Genomic DNA, 17,703 nt, shown 5'->3' with positions numbered 1-17,703 from the left:
ATGGATCTGCTCTTCACGATCGTCAAGGTACCGGGGCTCGACCTCGGCGGATCCCGGATCGTGCGTCGCGCCTATCGCGCCGTGGTCGTCGACGGCGATCGCATCCTGCTCGTGAGAGATCGCCTTCACGGCGAACTCAAGTTCCCGGGCGGTGGCGCCGAACCCGGCGAATACGCGTTCGCCGCGCTGGCGCGGGAGACGGCCGAAGAGACCGGCTATCGGATCAAGTCGCGCATCCGTCCCTTCGGAATCGTGCGCGAATACGGTCTTGCGAACGACGGAACCACCGTCTTCGTGAACGAATCGCACTACTATTTCTGTTCCGTGCATCCCGAACCCGGACCGCAGCGGCTCTCCGAATACGAGGTCGAGTACGGCTTCGAACCGGTCTGGATCGCACTCGATCGGGCGATCGTGGAGAACGAGGCGGTTCCCGACGATCCGGCGATCGCGTGGAAGCGACGCGAGACGGAAGTCCTGAAACTGCTCCTTGGGAGGAAAATCACATGAGAATCAACGTCTTCATCTCCTCGACCGGACATTGTTCGCGGCGCGAGGCGGACCGCCTTGTGGAGGCGGGACGCGTCATGGTGAACGGCATCCGCGCCGCAATCGGCATGGACGTCGCCGACGGCGACCGTGTCACCGTCGACGGAAAGCCCGTCGTCCATGATCGGCCGACGGTCTACATCGCCTTCCACAAGCCGGCCGGCATCGAGTGCACCACCGATACGGCGAAGAAGGACAACATCGTCTCCTTCATCCGCCACAAGGAACGGATCTTTCCGATCGGCCGTCTCGACAAGGATACCACCGGCCTGATCCTGCTCACCAACGACGGCCAGATCGTCAACCGCATCCTTCGGGCCGAGAACGCCCACGAGAAGGAGTACGTCGTCGTCGTCGACGCCCCGATCGACGAGGCGTTCGTGAAGGCGATGGAGGCGGGGGTCGAGATCTACAATCCGGTCCGTCACGAGAAGACGACGACGCTCCCTTGCAGGATCGTTCCCGTCGATGGGACGACGTTCCGGATCGTGATCACCCAGGGCCTCAACCTGCAGATCCGTCGGATGTGCGAAGCGCTCGGCCGCCACGTCGAGGAACTGGTCCGGATCCGCGTGATGAACGTCACGCTCGGCGGCCTTCCCGTCGGCGTCTGGCGGAACCTGACGGCGGCGGAGACGGCCGGTCTGATGAAAATGCTTGCGTCGTCCGACGCCGGGTCGAAGCGAAAATAGTTGTCGCGCACGCAAGCGTCTGTGATATAATATCTTCTGGCTTTTTTGAGACAACAGGAGAACGGGCCGACGCTCGTTTTCATACAGGAGGAAATGCGATGATTCTGAACAGGGCAGGCGGCATCCAGATCGAATGCATGAAGCAAATGTCGAAGACGATGCCTTTGCATGAATTCCTCGATCCGCGCTTCGTCTACATCCCGCTTCTCCAGCAGAACGCCCCGCTCAAGCGGGTCGTCGAAGTCGGGGACTACGTCAGGATCGGACAGACGGTGGCGCTTCGGGAAGGGTTCGGCGCGATGCCGATCCACGCTTCGGTCAGCGGCAAGGTGACCGCCGTGAAGAAGGCGTGGCACGCGTCCGGCCGGATGGCCGATGCGATCGAGATCGAGAACGACCACCAGAACGCCGTCGACGAGTCGATCCGGCCCGAGGCGGATACGGACCGCTTCACGCGGGAGGAACTCGTCAAGAAGATGCAGGACGCCGGTCTTTCCGGACTCGGCGGAGCCGGGTTCCCGACCTACGTCAAGTACCAGGCGAAGACCCCGATCGACGTCGTGATCTGCAACGCGGTGGAGTGCGAACCGTACATCACCTGCGATTACATGATGATCGAGGCGCATCCGGAGAAACTCCTGAAGGGACTCAAGTACCTGATGCGCGCCGCCGGCGCGCCGCGCGGCGTCGTCTGCTTCAAGGCCTACAACCTCGGCATCGTCGAGTCGCTCCAGCCGTTCCTTGCGAACTATCCCGAGATCGAACTCCACCCGGTCAAGGACATCTATCCCGCCGGCTGGGAGAAATACCTCGTGCAGCAGGTGACCGGCAAGAGCTATCCGAACCTGCCCGCCGAAGCCGGCGCGATCGTCGACAACTCCTCGACCGCGATCGTCTACGCCGACGTCGTCGAGAAGAACATCCCGCTCATCTCCCGCCCGATCACGATCACCGGAGAAGGAATCAGGAACCCGCGCAACTTCGTCGTTCCAATCGGCACCCCGGTCAAGGAACTCGTCGCCCTCTGCGGCGGCTACGTCGACGGCCTCGATCCGGCGAAATCCGTCTACATCGCCGGCGGTCCGATGACCGGACGGGCGATCATGATCGACGAGCTCGTCGTGAACGATACGCTCGGCTCCGTCATCGTCAAGCCGCTGCCGGAGGAACGGAACCATCCCGCCTGCCTCGGCTGCGGCCGCTGCGCCGACGTCTGTCCGGTCAAGCTCGCGCCGACGGAGATCCAGCGCGCGTTCGAGATGAACGACAAGGACGCCGTGCGGGCGCTCAACGCCAGCCGATGCATGCAGTGCGGGCTCTGTTCCTACGTCTGCCCCTCGCACATCGAGATCAGCGATTTCGTCTTCAAGGCGAAAGAGCTTCTGAGGAAGTGAACCCATGGCCCGATTCGCCAACGTCAAGGCACCGTATCTGCGCCTGACCGATGACCGGAAATACGGCACCGGCACGATCCAGCGCGACTTCATGATCGCGCTCCTGCCGGTGATCCTGTTCGCCTTCTACAAGAACGGCGTCCAGGTCTATCTCGACGGCAACGTCACGCTGCTCGAGATGTTCTACCCGCTCGTCTTCATCCTCCTCGGCGGATTCACGTCGACGCTGCTTGAAGCGCTCTTCTTCATCGTCACCGACAAGTCGGTCCGGAACATGAAGGCGCTCGGCGCGAAGCTCTCCGTCTCCTACGCCGCCATCCCCGGCCTCCTGCTCGCGATGATTCTGCCGCTGTACACCCCGATCTGGGTCCTGCTCTTCGGCTGCGTCGCCGCGACCCTCGTCGGCAAGATGCTCTTCGGCGGCTTCGGCTACAACGTCTTCAACCCCGCCCTGATCGGCTATCTGGCGGTCGCGTTCACGCTCTACGGCGTCATCCAGGACGCCGGCGGCGCGCTCAACGCCTCCGAAGTCATCCTCGACGCCGCCGGCGGCGCGACCCCGCTCGGGGCGCTCGTCGAAGGCGAGGGACTCTCCTACGCGACCCTCGTCGCCCCCTACGGCAACCTCTGGAACTTCTTCCTCGGAACGATTCCCGGCGCCATCGCCGAGACCGGCACGATCGCGATCCTGGCCGCTTACGCCTGGCTCGTCGTCCGCCGGGTGATCAAGTGGTACGTTCCCGCCGTATATGTCGGCACCGTCTTCCTGCTCTCCTGGATCATCGGCGCAATCGCCGGCGCGGAAGGACTCTGGTTCCCGCTCTACAGCATCCTTTCCGGCGGTCTCATGTTCGGCGCCGTGTTCATGGCGACCGAACCGGTGACGACGCCGCGCAACCCGCTCGGCAAGATCGTCTTCGCGCTCTTCCTCGGCGTCTTCACGATTCTCTTCCGGTTCGTCGGCGACCTGCCCGAGGGCGTCGCCACGGCGATCGTCTTCATGAACATCTTCACGATGCCGATCGACAACTGGACCGCGGTCATCCGCTCCGAGTTCGGATCGAAGTCCGTCTTCGTGAAGGGCGCCCCGAAGGTCAAGAAGCCGATTCCGAAGTACGTCGTCAAACTCGTCGTTCTCGTCGTCCTGATCGTCCTCATCGGACTCTACGGCGCCCTCAAGGCGGGCGGGATGTTCTCCGCTTCGATCCTGCCGTTTTCGGGGAGGTTGTTCTAAATGAAGAAGATCATTGCCCGGCACGGTCTGCTTGCGGCGGTTGTCTCGCTCCTCGTCCTCGTCTTCGCGTTCGGCGGCGTCTACAGCCGCTTCATGACCGCACAGATCGAAGCGCGCGCCAACGAAGGCGCGAACGCCGAATGGCTCGCGATGTTTCCCGGCGCGAACCGCGCCGAGGAGTTCATCATCGCCGACATCTTCCAGAAAACCTACGCCCTTGCGGGCGGACGCGGCGATTTCACGCCGACGATCGTCGCCGCGTACAAACTTTACGCGGGTGACGTGGACACCGCCATCGGCGTCATCTACGTCGTCGAATCGCACGGGAAGTTCCCCGGCGTGCGGATCGCCTACGCGTTCGACCTCGCGACCGATACGGTCGCATCGGTCCGCGTCATCGCCCAAGCAGAGACGCCTTCCTACTACGGCACCCTCGGCACGGCGTTCTTCGCCCAGTTCGACGGCATGGCGCTTGACGACATCGCCCTCGGGGTCGACGCCGTCGCCGGCGCGACCTACTCGAGCAAGTCCTTCGAGATCGCGCTCCTCTGCGCCCGCGAACAATACGCCGCCGACTTCGGCTTCGTGATTCCGTCGGTCGTCATGACCCTGAATTCCGTCGTCTACAACACCGACCCCGCCACCTGGGACGCGATGCCGTTCATCGCCGACGCGACCTACGGCGAGGAAGACACGAACGTCGTCGTCTACCTCGACGAGACCTTCGCCTACGCCGGCCTCGTCTCCGGCGTCGAGCCGGAAGCGGACGTCAAGGCCGCGATCAAGTCGTACGCCGCGAACGCCGGAACGGTGAGCGCGAACGTCCGCTTCGTGGAATTCGACGTCGATTCGCGTGAACTCGTGATCGAGTCGCGCGGCTATTCCGCGAATTCGATCGAAGTCAAGTTCGTCCTGAACGCGACCCTCGACGGCATCGTCTCCTACGAGGTCGACTCCAACGAATCCTACCACGAGGAATACAACGAGCTTTACAACCATGACCTGGGCGAAGCGCCCTACGTCGAGGAGAACATGATCGACCAGTATCAAGCGGACGAACCCGTCATCGACGGCGTCGCCGGCGCGTCGATCACGTCGGCGGCGATGCAGAAGCTGATCGCGCTGCTCGATACCTTCCTCGCCGCGAACGGCGGAGGTGACTGATCATGAAAAAAGGACTCACGTCAGGACTCGTCCTGCTCGTCCTCGGCCTCGTCGCCGGCCTTCTGCTCGGCGTCGTCAATGCGATCACGGCGCCGATCATCGCCGCCAACGAACTGGCTGCGAAACTCGAGGCGCTGACCGTCTTCTATCCCGACATCCAGACCGCCTACGACGTCACCGAGATCGCCCTCGACGGCGACATCGACACGATCTACCTTCTGAAAGACAAGACGTCCGGGACTCCCGTGGCCGCCGTCTACAGCGTCTCCAAGGCCGGCTACAAGTCGAACGTGGCGATGCTGATCGCGGTCAACGCCGACGGATCCGTCCAGGGCTACGCCTTCATCGGCAACGGCGGCACCGAAGGCCTCGGCCTCGACCTCGCGTCGTCCGACTTCGGGATGACCGGCGCGCAGGTGACGGATGCGACCGCCTTCGACGCGATCGCCGGCGCCTCGGTCACGAGCGGCGGCGTGCTTTCCTGCTTCCAGGCGGTGGCCGCCCGCTATGCGGTCGATCTGGGAGGTGAGTGAGATGACGTTCAAGGAAGCCAGGGACAACTTCTTCAAGGGTTTCGTGAAGGAGAATCCGCTCTTCGTCACGATCCTCGGAACCTGCCCCGCGCTCGCGATCACGACCAAGGTCGAGAACGCGATCGGGATGGGCATCGCGCTCTTCTTCGTCCTCATCCTCTCCAACCTGCTCGTCTCGCTCGTCACCTTCAAGCCGAAACTGCGCGCGCTCGTGATGCCGGTCCGCATTCCCGTCTACATCGTCCTGATCGCGACCCTCGTCGTCATCACCGAGATGCTCATGGAGGCGTTCCTGCAGCCGCTGTACGTGACCCTCGGCGTGTTCATCCCGCTGATCGTCGTCAACTGCATCATCTTCGGCCGCGCCGAAGCGTACGCGAGCGACCACAAGCCGGTCGAGTCGATGATCGACGGCGCCGGCATGGCGCTCGGCTTCACGATGGCGATCGTGGTCATGAGCTTCTTCCGCGAACTGCTCGGATCCGGAACGCTGACGATCTGGACCCAGGGCGACGCCAACGTCTTGCTCGATCTTCGCTTCATCTACGATTTCCTCGGCATCACCCCGATCGACATGTTCCAGAAACCGGTCGGCGCATTCGTGACGTTCGGGCTCATTCTCGCCGTCATCGCCGCGGTCTCCAACGCGAAGGCGGACAAGGCGAAAGCCGCCGCAGGGGTGAAGAAATGACCAATCTGCTTACGATCGCGTTCACCGCGTTCTTCATCGAAAACGTCCTCCTCAACCAGTTCCTCGGCATCTGCTCGTTCATCGGCGTCGGCAAGAAGCGGAGCTCCTCGCTCGGCATGGGCATGGCCGTCGTCGTCGTCATCCTCCTCGCCGGCATGTCCACGTGGGCGATCTACCGCTACGTGATGGAACCGCTCGAGATCGGCTACATGAGGACGATCGTGTTCATCCTCGTGATCGCCGCCCTCGTCCAGATGATGGAGACGATCATCAAGAAGTTCTCGCCGGCCCTCTACAAGGCGCTCGGCATCTACCTGCCGCTGATCACCACCAACTGCGCCGTCCTCGGCGTCGCGATCACGAACGTCACCCGCGACTATTCCTTTGCGGAGATGCTCGTCTACTCGGCGGCGATCCCGCTCGGCTACCTGTTCGTGATGTACATCTACGCGATCATCCGCGAGAAACTCGAGCTCAATCCGATTCCCAAGGCGTTCCGCGGCGTACCGATCGCGATGATCCTCGCGGCGATCCTCGCCATCATCTTCTCGAGATTCGGAGGGCTGATCTGACATGGGCATCCTGATTCCGCCGCTCGTCCTGGGCGGCCTCGGCATGATCCTCGGACTGATGATCTATTTCGTCGCCCAGAAGTTCGGCGTCGAGGAGGACCATCGCATCCAGGACGTCGAGCATCTCCTGCCGAACTACAACTGCGGCGCCTGCGGCTACCCCGGATGCAAGGGGATGGCGGAAGCCATCATCGCCGGCAAGGCGGTCCCGGCGCAATGCAAGCCTATCAAGAAGGAAGAGATCGAGATCCTGAACCAGTATCTCGAAGCCCTCAAGACCGGTACGCCGGTCCCGGCGGGCACGAAGTGACCAGCAGAGGCGAATATTTGTTCGCCTCTGTTTTCTTACAGGATTGTTGCAGCGGCGGGCGGTCGAAAGACCATTGCAATCGCTGACGATTTAGAGTATAATATGCGATGGATTTTCAATACATAGGAGGAATAGACATGAAGAAACTGCTTTTAGTGCTTTTTGTTTTACTCGGAGCCGTGTCGCTTCTCGGCTGCAACACCAGTGAATTCAAAGTCGACGGAGAATTCACCGCGTACAGGGCACAGGTTTCCAGCAACAAGCCTCAGGTCACCATGGTGACCGTGACCATCGAAGACGGCGAAATCGTCGGCTACGACATCGACGTCCGCCAGGGCACCAGAACCTCGACGGGCGATCCGGCCGTCTACAGCTGGGCCTGGAACGCACAGACGAAGAAGGAACTCGGCTACGGCTACCACATGTTCTACAGCACCTACCAAGCCACCGATGAAACCCCGACCGAAGCCGAATACATCACCTGGCTCGGCGCGAACGACAAGCTCGAGTGGTTCGAACAGGCCGAAGTCATCGAAGCCTACTGGCTCGCCAACGGCGTCGACTCGATCGTTCCGGTCGAAGGCGAATTCCCGGCCGAAGTCGGCGTTTCGATCTCCGACTCCGACTATGTCGCCCTCGCCGCCGAAGCCGTCGCGAACGCCAAGCTCGGCAAGTTCCAGGCGATCGCCTGCTCCGGCACCGACCTCTACAGCGCGTCGATGATCGTAAGCGAGAAGGGCGTCGTCAGCGAACTCAAGCTCGATACGCTCCAGGCTACCAAGAGCACCAGCGCCGGCACCTTCGTCTGGAAGGATTCCACCAAGCAGCAGCTCGGATTCGCCTACCATCTCCATTACAGCACATACGCCGCGACCGACGAAACCCCGTCCGACGCGGAATATGAAACCTGGCTCGCCGCGAACGACAAGCTCGAATGGTTCCAGCAGGCCAACCTGATCACCGACTACATCCTCGCGAACGGCTGGAACGCCAACCTGCAGCCGATCGAGGGCGACGGCGTCTCGCTCGACGGGACCACGCCGCTTGCGGCCTGCGCCGGCGTCTCGATTTCCACCGCGACCTATTTCCAAGTCCTCGGAGACCTCTTCGGAGCCGTTGCCGAAGGCGAAATCAAGTAAGGATCCATCCTCATGCATCGAAGCCGCCCGTCGGGGGCGGCTTTTTTGTTTCCACGAGCCGTGCGTTATGCTATAATGGGCGTGACCCGTCGGAAAGGAGGACGTCCATGGAACCGATCCTGATCGCCATCATCGCCGTCACTTCCGCCATCGTCCTTCTCGGCGTCCCGAGGGTGGCTTCCCGACTGGCGGAGAAGCGTCGCCGTGCGGCGATCGCCGCCGCCTTCCGCACTATCGCCGAAAACGCGGTCGTGACCTTTTCCGGCAACCGGTGCGACGTCGAGACCGACGGCGCGTTCTATGCCGTCAAGGTCGTCCCCCTCCGCTTCGGATCCGAACTGATCCTCACCAATCGCCTCTACTGGTGCGAGAACGACGATCCGGGGAACTGGAAGCGGTCGACGAAGCCGACGCTCGTGAAGGGCGTCGCGGCGTTTCTCGAGGAGACCCCGAACACCGCGAAGCGGATCGTCAGGATCGCCCTCCTCTATCCGACGGCGCATAACGTGACGCGCTATCTGAACGAATCCGACGTCGAGCTGGTCCGCCCGGAGAAGGCGGTCGAAGGCGTCCATTTCGTCCCGTTCGACCGGCTGAAGGCCTTTTTGAAAATCGTCGATCAAAAGTAGTGGACAAATCGAACGCTTTGGATTATCATATTCAATGCACGCGCCATTAGCTCAGTTGGTAGAGCAAATGACTCTTAATCATTGGGTCCCGGGTTCGAGTCCCTGATGGCGCACCAGCGCATGATCGGGCAGAGATGGAAATCTCTGCCTTTTTTCATTCCTCCGATTCCGCCGACCGCCCGATCATGGTACAATCGCATCGGGGGTGAGGGAGTTGCTCGAACCGTTCGATCCTCGGAAACACGATTCCGACCGCGTCGCATCGCTTTTGTGGCGCTCCGATCCGGAATTCAACGCCCTGGTCTACGGGCCGGGCGAAGAGGGAACGAAAGTCCTCCGCGCGCTGCTGGACCGGGGAACGTCCTACTTCGCCGCGCCCCATCTCCGGTGCGCCGTGCTGGACGGAGACGTCGTCGGCGTCGTCTCCAGCCATCCGGTCCGCGACCGCCGTCGTCTCGGACGAGCCGCCGGCGCCGCCTTCATGGCGACTTTCGGGGGATTCGGATTCCTGAAGCGCCTGCCGACGCTTCTGCGCCTCGGCGCAATCCTGCGGGGAACGATGCCGCGGGAGGCGACCTACGTCGTCTATCTCTGCGTGGCGGAAGAATTCAGGCGGAAGGGGATCGGCCGCGTCATCCTCGAGGAACTCGGTCTGGGAACGACGCCCCTCGCCCTGCACGTGAGCGGCAGGAACGTCGCGGCGATCGCGTTCTACGAGGCGCTCGGGTTCAGGGCGTCGGTGCGCCACGCCGGGACGGCGGACGGCGATCGTCACGACGCGATCATGATGCTCTGCGAAGCGCCGGAATCGCATCTGTCCCGACCAAACGCGCGCAAGTTGTGATATAATATATAAAGACTTTTCCGGACGACGAATCCGTCCCGGTCCTCGCGAACGGGGTCCGTCTCGTCCTGTCAACCCAAGGGAGGTACCACATGAACCTGTTCATCGACACCGCCATCATCGAAGAAATTCAGACCGCTGCGACCTGGGGCATCGTCGCCGGCGTCACCACCAACCCCTCGCTCATCGCCAAGGCGGGCAAGGACCTGCTTTCCGTGATCCGCGAGATCACGACCCTGATCGACGGACCGATCAGCGCCGAGGTCAAGGAAGGGCTCGCCGACGCGATGGTCGAGGAAGCCTTCGGCTACGCCCGTCTCCATCCGAACATCGTGATCAAGTTGCCGATGACCCTCGAGGGCATCAAGGCCACGGCCCGCCTCTCCAAGCTCGGCATCAAGACGAACGTGACGCTCGTCTTCAGCGTCCCGCAGGCGATCGCCGCGGCGAAGGCCGGAGCGACCTACGTCTCGCCCTTCATGGGGCGTCTCGACGATTTCACGAACGATCCCGAGGCGGGTTACCGGCTGCTCGAGGACATCCGCGTCGCCTTCGACAACTACGGGATCGAAACGGCGATCATCGCCGCCTCGATCCGCCATCCGAAGCACGTCGAGCAGGCCGCCCTAGCCGGCGCCGACGTCGCCACGATCCCCTACAAGGTGTTCCTGCAGATGCTGGAGCACCCGCTCACGACCAAGGGCCTGGAAATCTTCCGAAACGCGGGCAAGTGACACCGGACGGCCGGCGACGGCCGTCTTTTCTTCGTTTGGACATCGATCGCCGGTTTTTCCCGGCTGAAGGAAGGGCGCATCATGGAAGAGGAACGGAAATTCACGGTCAAGCAGGGAATCCGGAACGTCCTGCTGATCGGACTGGTGTCGATGTTCATCGACCTGTCCACGGAGATGGTCTACCCGCTCGTGACCATCTACCTTTCGACGTTCACGACGATCGCCGTCGTCGGCGTCATCGAAGGTGTCGCCGAAGCGACGGCTTCGCTCCTCAAGGTCTACTCCGGGTTCGTCGGCGACAAATATCAGAACAAGAAGCGGCTCGCGTTCATGGGCTATGCGAGCGCCCTGCTCTACAAGATCCTGCTGTTCTTCTCGTTCAGCTGGGTGGGCATCCTGTTCGCACGCCTCGTCGACCGCATCGGCAAGGGCATCCGCACCGCGCCGCGCGACGCGCTCGTCGCCGCCTCGGGGGGAAAGGAGCTCGGCCGCGCCTTCGGGCTGCACAAGACCTTCGACATGTTCGGGGCCGGATCCGGCGTGCTCGTCTCGATCCTGCTCTACCGCCTGCTCGTGAGCGAAAGCGGGACGCTCGTCGACGTCCAGGCCTTCAAGTCGATCTTCCTGATTTCGATCGTGCCGACCCTCCTCGGGCTGATCGCGCTTGCGTTCGTCGTCGAAAAGAAGGACGCGCGCCCGTCGGGAGAGAAGTTCACGCTCAAGGGACTCCGGCTCGACCGCCGCGTCTCCGGTTACCTGCTGATCGTGTTCGCGTTCGCGATCGGCTATCCGTCCGACGCCTTTTTGATCCTGCGGGCGGGCGATGCCGGGTTCGACACGGCGTCGATGCTCTTCCTCTACTTCATCTACTACGTGTCCGGATCGCTTTTGTCGTATCCGCTCGGCAAACTTTCGGATCGCATCGGCCGGCGGAAGCTCGTCGTCCCCGCGTACCTGCTCTTCGGCTTCGTCTACCTCGGCTTCGCCTTCGCGGACCGGGCGTGGATGTTCTACGGCCTCTTCGTCGTCTACGGTCTCTTCACGGCGATGGTGAACGGAGCGGAGAAGGCGTTCCTCTCGGAGTACGCGCCGAAGAATGTGCGCGGCACCGTACTCGGGCTCTACGGCACGGCCCAGGGGATCGGCTATCTCTTCGCCTCGATCATCGCCGGCCTGCTCTGGGACGGTCTCGGACCATACGCCCCGTTCTTGCTCGGGGCGGCGCTCGGCGTCGCGTCCGCGGCCGCATCGCTCGTCGTCATGTCGGTCCGCCCGAAACGGGATCCGGCATGACCCGCCGCCTACGGCGGCCTTTCATTCCTTCGGAAACCCTATCCAAACACTTTGAAGTATGATATAATACCGACTATGTGCGCAAGGAGACCCAATCCATGAGAGACATCCTAACCAAAATCCGGTCGATCCTCGCCGAGGACGAACCCCGCTACAGCCAGGAACCGTCGCGCCGCGCGGATACGTATTTCCCCGACGACGACTTCGAACCGAGCGAATTCTACGCGGACCTCTACCTGCTCGTCAAGAACGTCGACGACTTCTACGGACCCAACTCGGAACCGAAGGCGGCCCGCCTGCTCGAATCGTTCATCCTCGAAAGCCTCGTCGTCTGCAAGTCCGATCCCGAGGTGATGCTCGTCGAATCGGGCGACGACTACGTCAAGGCGACGGCGTATACGCCGGACGGCGACAGCGCGGTCGAACTGTTCGACGACGCCGTCGACATCAACACGATGCTCGAGACCTACAACCTCGCGCTCGCCGAGCACGGCTATCCGCAGATCGAGGCGGGCATCGGCCTCGCCGCCTTCCAGGAGACGATCGCCGACGACGAACTGCCCGATCCGGACGCCGTCACGATCGGCGAACCGCAGAGCGGCTACGATGTCGCCTACGACGGACGGGAACTCGCGCTTCGGCTCGCCGAACGCGCCAACGACGGCCAGTTCGACCCGCTCGTCATGGACGAGACCTTCTACGGCATCCTCGCCGACCTCGAGGACGAGAAGCGCTTCCTCGACGAGAACATGCGCCGCGTCGAGTTCGAAGGCGAGGAACTCGCGGTGTACCACGGCAACATCGTCGCCACCGAAGACTGACCGGCATCCCGGAACGAAGACAAGGAGAACTGACTATGGACCTGTTCAAGAAATGCGATGAGTTCACGATGGTGGACGAATACAAGGCGCTCGGCGTCTACCCCTATTTCCACGCTCTCGAAACGAAGCAGGACATCGAGGTCGTGATGGAGGGCGAGCGCAAGATCATGATCGGCTCGAACAACTACCTCGGCCTCACGGGCGATCCGCGCGTGATCAGGGCCGGCATCGATGCGCTCGCCGAATTCGGCTCCGGCGTCTCCGGTTCCCGCTTCCTGAACGGCACCCTGACGACCCACGTCAGACTCGAGAAGGAACTCGCGGAGTTCCTCCACAAAGATGCGGTCGTCACGTTTTCGACCGGCTTCCAGTCCAACCTGGGAATCATCTCCGCGATCGCCGGCCGCAACGACCTCGTCTTCAGCGACCGCGAGAACCACGCCTCGATCTACGACGGCGTGAAGCTTTCGTACGCGACCCTCGTCCGTTACAAGCACAACGACATGGCCGACCTCGAGAGGTGTCTGTCCGAGGCCGATCCGTCGAAGGGTTTCCTGATCGTCACCGACGGCGTCTTCTCGATGTCCGGCGACATCTGCGACCTGCCCGGGATCGTCCGTCTCGCGAAGCAGTACGGCGCCCGCGTGATGGTCGATGACGCCCACGGCTTCGGCGTCCTCGGCGCCCACGGCCGCGGCACGGCCGAGCATTTCGGGCTCGAGCAGGACGTCGACATCATCATGGGAACCTTCTCCAAGTCGCTCGCCTCGCTCGGCGGATACATGGCCGCCGACCGCAAGATCGTCGAGTTCGTGAAGCACAAGTCGCGCCCGTTCATCTTCTGCGCGGCGATCACGCCGGCGAACGCCGCCTGCGCGCTCGAAGCCCTGCACATCCTGAAGGACGAGCCGGAGCGCCCGAAGGCGCTGCTCGACATCGCCGCCTACGTCCGCGAGGGGCTCAAGACCCGCGGCGTCAAGATCATCGAAAACTCGATCGTCCCGATCATCCCGATCTACACCTACTCCGTGCTCCGCACGCTCGTCGCCTGCAAGGTGCTCTTCGAGCGCGGCGTCTACGTGAACCCGGTCCTTCCCCCGGCGACCCCCGAAGGGGAATGCCTGATCCGCACCAGCTACACCGCCACCCATACCAAAGCGCTCATGGACGAAGCGGTCCAGATCATCGCCGACGTGCTCCGGAGCCTGCCGGAGAAGGACGAGGACCTGCTCGCGCTGCTTCATGCCCGCCATGAATAGGACGGTCGTCGTCACCGGTGCCTCGAGCGGCATCGGCTACGCGATCGCATCGCATCTCGCCGCGGCCGGCTGGACCGTCGTCGGGCTCTCCCGCACGCTGCCGAAGAAGCCCTACGCCTTCGACTACGTCACCGCCGACCTGACCCGCGAGGACGACGTCCTCCACGCGGTCAAGGACGGCATCCTTGTGAAGCATCCCCGCATCGACGCCCTCGTCAACTGCGCCGGGATGGGGATCTCCGGCGCGATCGAGGAGACGCTCCTTGCGGACGCGAAGCGCCAGTTCGACGTCAACCTCTTCGGCGCCTTTGCGATCACGAAGGCGCTCCTTCCCGCCCTCCGCGCATCGCAGGGACGGATCGTGAACGTCTCGTCCGTCGCCGCCGAGCTGGCGATCCCCTTCCAGGCCTTCTACTCGATGTCGAAGGCGGCGCTGAACGCCTTCAACGACACCCTCCGGCTCGAACTCCGGCCGCTCGGCGTGCAGGTCGCCGCGGTCCTTCCCGGCGATACCGCGACCGGCTTCACGGACAGCCGCGAGAAACGTGCCGGATCGACCGGCGTCTATGACGCGCGGATCGCCCGTTCGGTGGCGAAGATGGAGACCGACGAACGGCACGGGATGCCTCCCGAAGCCGTCGCCAGGGTCGTCGGCCGGGTTCTGGACCGGCGGAGGATGCCGCCGCAGGTCGCGGTGGGATTCCAGTACAAACTGTTCCTGTTCCTGAAGAGGATCCTGCCGAAGCGGCTCGTCGAAGCGGTCGTCTACGGCATGTACGGAAAATGAAAGGGATCGGCCCGCGGGCCGATCCCTTATGTTTTCATGCGTCGATCAGTTGAAGGTGAAGGTCAAAACCGCGGTGTCCCCGACGGACACGATCGCGACCGTGAAGTTCATCGTGCGCGACGTCTGGTACCACCGGTAGACGGGTTCGATCGTCTGACGGAAGACGTCTCCTGCCTGGAAGAGGTCGCCGTCCTCGCACCATGCATCGTACGGGATGCGGTCGTTCTCGTCCGCCTCGATGATCTTGAGGAACTTGTGCGCCGTGTCGGAGTTGTTGTAGTTGAAGATCGTCCAATACGCGGAATCCTCGATGTATCCCTGCCCGATGCGGGCGTCGACGTGGTGGATCAGGACGCCCGGGATCGTGAAGAGGTAGTAGTTGTCGTAGGCGTTCAGTCCCGTCGGGGTGTAGTAGGAGATCAGGAGGTACTCGTCGAAGATCGTGCCGCGCCATTCGTCGATCACCAGGATCGTCTCGCCCGCGGCGACGAACGGGGCGATGTCGACGGTCATCGAGGAGGTGACGACGAGCGGCGTGATCCAGCCGAGCAGGATCTTCGAGATCGCGCTGTGGTCGCCAACGGCGTAGTCCATCATGTCGGCGCCGCCGACGCCGCCCGCGTTGTACGCGTCGGAATCGTCGTAGTCGTAGTAGTCGTCGAGGCCGAGCATGTGGCCGGTCTCGTGGATCAGGGTGTGCGCGTCGACGCCGGCCGATCCCGCCTCGAGCAGGAAGTCGGTGCCCGACCAGCAGAAGTAGTTGGGTGTGACGCCGTCGAAATAGTCCTCGCCCACGTAGTAGTAGTAATCCTGATAGGCCCACCAGAGATCCGATCCGGACTTATACGAGACGGGCGCGGTGTAGAGGACGTAGACGCCGTCGAGGTAGCCGTCGGCGTTTGCGTCGTAGTCGGAATAGTCGATCTGGCCGTCGTAATAGGTCATCATCTCGTAGATGAGGTCCGATTCGGTATAGTAGTCGAGCCAGTCTTCCTCGTAGTAGGCGACGGTTTCGGACGCATGGTAGGAGAAGATGTCGGCGTCAAGCGACAGTTGTCCGTACGAACTCTTGGCATAGAAGGACGCGAGCGATTCCCACGCGGTGTCCGCGGACGCGCCGTTGAAAGCCTTGTCGACGTCGGCGAGGGTGACGCCGGAAGAAGCCAGCCGGGCGTCGGTGAAATCGATCACGAAGACGAGCAGCTTGACGTTCCCCGTCGCCGGGATTCCGACATAGTCCAGTTCGTCCTGAAGGAGCGAATAGCCGGTCGGGACGAACGGCTGCGCGCCGGTCTGCGTCGTCGTGGTCGTCTGCGTCGTCGTGGTTTGCGTGGTGGTCGTCTGGGTCGTCGTTTGCGTGGTGGTCGTCATCACGGTCGTCGTCGGCGCGGAGGTCGTCTGCGTCGTGGTCGGCAGAGTGGACAGGGTCCCCTCCGTCGTGGTCGTCGCGGCAGTCGTCGCCGACGATGAAATCCCGGTCGTCGGCGCGGACGTCGACAGCGGCGACGTCGACGCCGTCGTCACGTTCGTCGTGGGAACGGTGAAGGTGGGAAACAGGCCGCACGCCGTCAGGGTTGCGGTCAGGATCAGGATGCTCAGGATGGCGATGCGTCTTTTCATGGATGACCTCCGTATGGGTAACATTATATCATATCATAAGGCCGGACGAAATCAAGGGACGTTATGTTATCATATTCACGAGAGATGGTGGTTTCCATGGTGCTTGAGAAAATCCGCTGCGGACGCGTCGACGTGAACGGCGACGGAGTCGTCGCCGCGGGCGCGAAGACATATTACGTGGAAGGGCTTCTGCCCGGCGAGACGGCGGACATCGAGGTCGCCGGTGCGAACGGGAACGTCCTGAAGCGCTACGATTCGTCGTCCGTGCGCGTCCGGCCGCGGTGCCCCCAGTACGCCCTCTGCGGCGGCTGCACGCTCCAGCATCTGGCGTACGGGGAGCAGCTTGCGGTCAAGACCGCCTACGTCAGGGAATGCCTCGACGCCGCCGGGCTCGTTGCCGAGACGCTGATCCCGTGCATCGGGATGAAGGAGCCGTGGAACTACCGCGGAAAACTCCAGATGGCGATCTCCGAGAAAGGGAAAAGGATCCTCGCCGGCTTCTACGAGGAGAACACCCGCAAGGTCGTGAACGCCGACGACTGCGACATCCAGGACAAGACCGGCAACGCAATCGTCCACACGTGCAAGCAGCTCTTCGCCAAGCATCGCATCGAACCCTACCGCGAGGACAAGGGCACCGGCCTCGTCCGGCACGTCCTCGTCCGCGTCGCGGCCGGCACCGGCCAGATCCTCGTCGTCTTCGTGACGGTCGCGGAGGCCTTCCCCGGACGAAACAATCTCGTCACCGATTTGCGCGCCGCCCATCCCGAGATCACCTCGATCGTCCAGAACGTCAATCCGCGGACGACGCCGATCGTCCTCGGCGAGCGCGAGCGGATCGTCTACGGAAAGGGGTTCATCGAAGAGGAACTGATGGGAAAGAGGTTCCGCATCGGTGCGAAGACCTTCTTCCAAGTCAATCCGAGACAGACCGAAACGCTGTACAAGAAGGCGATCGAGTTCGCCAAGCCGAAGGCGACCGACATCGTCGTCGACGCCTATTCCGGCGTCGGCACGATCGCGATCGTGATGGCCGGACTGGTTTCCAGGGTGTACGGCGTCGAGATCAACGCCGCCTCGGTCAAGGCGGCGAAGCAGAACGCCTGGCTGAACGGGGTCCGGAACGCCGAGTTCCACGAAGGCGACGCGGTCGCGTTCGTGCGCGAGATCGCCGCCTCCGGGACGACGCCCGACATCGTCGTCGTCGATCCGCCGCGACAGGGGCTCGATCCCGCGTTTGTGACCGCCCTGAACGAAGTGAAACCCCCGAAGATCGTCTACATCTCGTGCGACCCGTCCACGCTCGCACGCGACCTGAAGGCGTTCGTCGGAAACGGATACCTCCTGAAAAGAATCCAGCCGGTCGACATGTTCTGCCAGACGGCGCACGTCGAGACGGTCGCCCTGCTGTCGAAATCCTGAGTTCCTGTCATTTTCG

19 protein-coding genes and 1 tRNA gene are annotated in these 17,703 nt (G+C 62.7%); 19 read left to right on the top strand and 1 reads right to left on the bottom strand.

What is annotated here, in order from left to right:
- The 18 genes from WC509_01580 (at position 1) to WC509_01495 (ending at position 14,645) form a co-directional block, all read left to right on the top strand.
- The gene (locus tag WC509_01580) at positions 1-510 is read left to right on the top strand and encodes an NUDIX domain-containing protein (GenBank protein MFA5006147.1); all 510 of its coding nucleotides are present in this window, start codon (positions 1-3) and stop codon (positions 508-510) included.
- Positions 507-1,241, top strand: a complete 735-nt coding sequence (locus WC509_01575; protein MFA5006146.1) for a pseudouridine synthase — start codon at positions 507-509, stop codon at positions 1,239-1,241. The genes WC509_01580 and WC509_01575 overlap by 4 nt, the downstream gene beginning before the upstream one ends.
- Before the next feature lie 98 nt (positions 1,242-1,339).
- Complete coding sequence (locus WC509_01570) at positions 1,340-2,635, top strand: RnfABCDGE type electron transport complex subunit C (protein MFA5006145.1); 1,296 nt, start codon at positions 1,340-1,342, stop codon at positions 2,633-2,635.
- Positions 2,636-2,639: 4 nt separating this feature from the next.
- Positions 2,640-3,869, top strand: coding sequence for an RnfABCDGE type electron transport complex subunit D (locus WC509_01565; GenBank protein ID MFA5006144.1), 1,230 nt, complete (start codon positions 2,640-2,642; stop codon positions 3,867-3,869).
- Positions 3,870-5,033, top strand: a complete 1,164-nt coding sequence (locus tag WC509_01560; GenBank protein ID MFA5006143.1) for an FMN-binding protein — start codon at positions 3,870-3,872, stop codon at positions 5,031-5,033.
- A gap of 2 nt (positions 5,034-5,035) precedes the next feature.
- Positions 5,036-5,566 carry an FMN-binding protein gene (locus WC509_01555; protein MFA5006142.1) on the top strand — a complete coding sequence of 177 codons (531 nt, stop codon included), beginning with the start codon at positions 5,036-5,038 and terminating at the stop codon, positions 5,564-5,566.
- A 1-nt stretch (position 5,567) separates the two neighbouring features.
- Positions 5,568-6,257 carry an electron transport complex subunit RsxE gene (gene rsxE, locus WC509_01550; protein ID MFA5006141.1) on the top strand — a complete coding sequence of 230 codons (690 nt, stop codon included), beginning with the start codon at positions 5,568-5,570 and terminating at the stop codon, positions 6,255-6,257.
- Complete coding sequence (locus tag WC509_01545) at positions 6,254-6,829, top strand: Rnf-Nqr domain containing protein (protein ID MFA5006140.1); 576 nt, start codon at positions 6,254-6,256, stop codon at positions 6,827-6,829. The genes rsxE and WC509_01545 overlap by 4 nt, the downstream gene beginning before the upstream one ends.
- A gap of 1 nt (position 6,830) precedes the next feature.
- Entirely contained in the window at positions 6,831-7,139 is a 309-nt protein-coding gene (locus WC509_01540) for a (Fe-S)-binding protein (GenBank protein MFA5006139.1), read from the top strand.
- Positions 7,140-7,276: 137 nt separating this feature from the next.
- On the top strand, positions 7,277-8,278 hold the full coding sequence (locus WC509_01535; GenBank protein MFA5006138.1) for a hypothetical protein: 1,002 nt from the start codon (positions 7,277-7,279) through the stop codon (positions 8,276-8,278).
- A 107-nt stretch (positions 8,279-8,385) separates the two neighbouring features.
- On the top strand, positions 8,386-8,907 hold the full coding sequence (locus tag WC509_01530; GenBank protein ID MFA5006137.1) for a hypothetical protein: 522 nt from the start codon (positions 8,386-8,388) through the stop codon (positions 8,905-8,907).
- Between the two features lie 40 nt (positions 8,908-8,947).
- Positions 8,948-9,023: transfer RNA gene (locus tag WC509_01525), tRNA-Lys, on the top strand.
- A gap of 98 nt (positions 9,024-9,121) precedes the next feature.
- Positions 9,122-9,751: a GNAT family N-acetyltransferase gene (locus tag WC509_01520; GenBank protein ID MFA5006136.1), complete on the top strand. Its 630-nt coding sequence runs from the start codon at positions 9,122-9,124 to the stop codon at positions 9,749-9,751.
- A 92-nt stretch (positions 9,752-9,843) separates the two neighbouring features.
- Entirely contained in the window at positions 9,844-10,485 is a 642-nt protein-coding gene (gene fsa / locus WC509_01515) for a fructose-6-phosphate aldolase (protein MFA5006135.1), read from the top strand.
- A gap of 81 nt (positions 10,486-10,566) precedes the next feature.
- A complete protein-coding gene (locus WC509_01510; protein MFA5006134.1) occupies positions 10,567-11,778 on the top strand; it encodes an MFS transporter in 1,212 nt (403 codons plus the stop codon).
- Positions 11,779-11,876: 98 nt separating this feature from the next.
- Positions 11,877-12,599 carry a hypothetical protein gene (locus tag WC509_01505; GenBank protein ID MFA5006133.1) on the top strand — a complete coding sequence of 241 codons (723 nt, stop codon included), beginning with the start codon at positions 11,877-11,879 and terminating at the stop codon, positions 12,597-12,599.
- 35 nt (positions 12,600-12,634) lie between these two features.
- On the top strand, positions 12,635-13,858 hold the full coding sequence (locus WC509_01500) for an aminotransferase class I/II-fold pyridoxal phosphate-dependent enzyme (GenBank protein ID MFA5006132.1): 1,224 nt from the start codon (positions 12,635-12,637) through the stop codon (positions 13,856-13,858).
- Positions 13,842-14,645: an SDR family NAD(P)-dependent oxidoreductase gene (locus WC509_01495; protein ID MFA5006131.1), complete on the top strand. Its 804-nt coding sequence runs from the start codon at positions 13,842-13,844 to the stop codon at positions 14,643-14,645. The genes WC509_01500 and WC509_01495 overlap by 17 nt, the downstream gene beginning before the upstream one ends.
- Before the next feature lie 45 nt (positions 14,646-14,690).
- Here the strand turns inward: WC509_01495 and WC509_01490 are convergent, their stop codons facing one another.
- Positions 14,691-16,265, bottom strand: a complete 1,575-nt coding sequence (locus WC509_01490; protein MFA5006130.1) for a hypothetical protein — start codon at positions 16,263-16,265, stop codon at positions 14,691-14,693.
- A 96-nt stretch (positions 16,266-16,361) separates the two neighbouring features.
- Here WC509_01490 and rlmD point away from each other — a divergent pair, with 96 nt between their 5' ends.
- Positions 16,362-17,687, top strand: coding sequence for a 23S rRNA (uracil(1939)-C(5))-methyltransferase RlmD (gene rlmD / locus WC509_01485; protein MFA5006129.1), 1,326 nt, complete (start codon positions 16,362-16,364; stop codon positions 17,685-17,687).
- The last annotated feature ends 16 nt before the right edge of the window (positions 17,688-17,703 follow it).

It is taken from the genome of Candidatus Izemoplasmatales bacterium, assembly GCA_041649275.1.
Classification (GTDB): domain Bacteria; phylum Bacillota_I; class Bacilli_A; order Izemoplasmatales; family Hujiaoplasmataceae; genus UBA12489.
The sequence above is the reverse complement of the archived record's forward strand: the minus strand, read 5'-3'. Positions and strand labels throughout refer to the sequence as shown.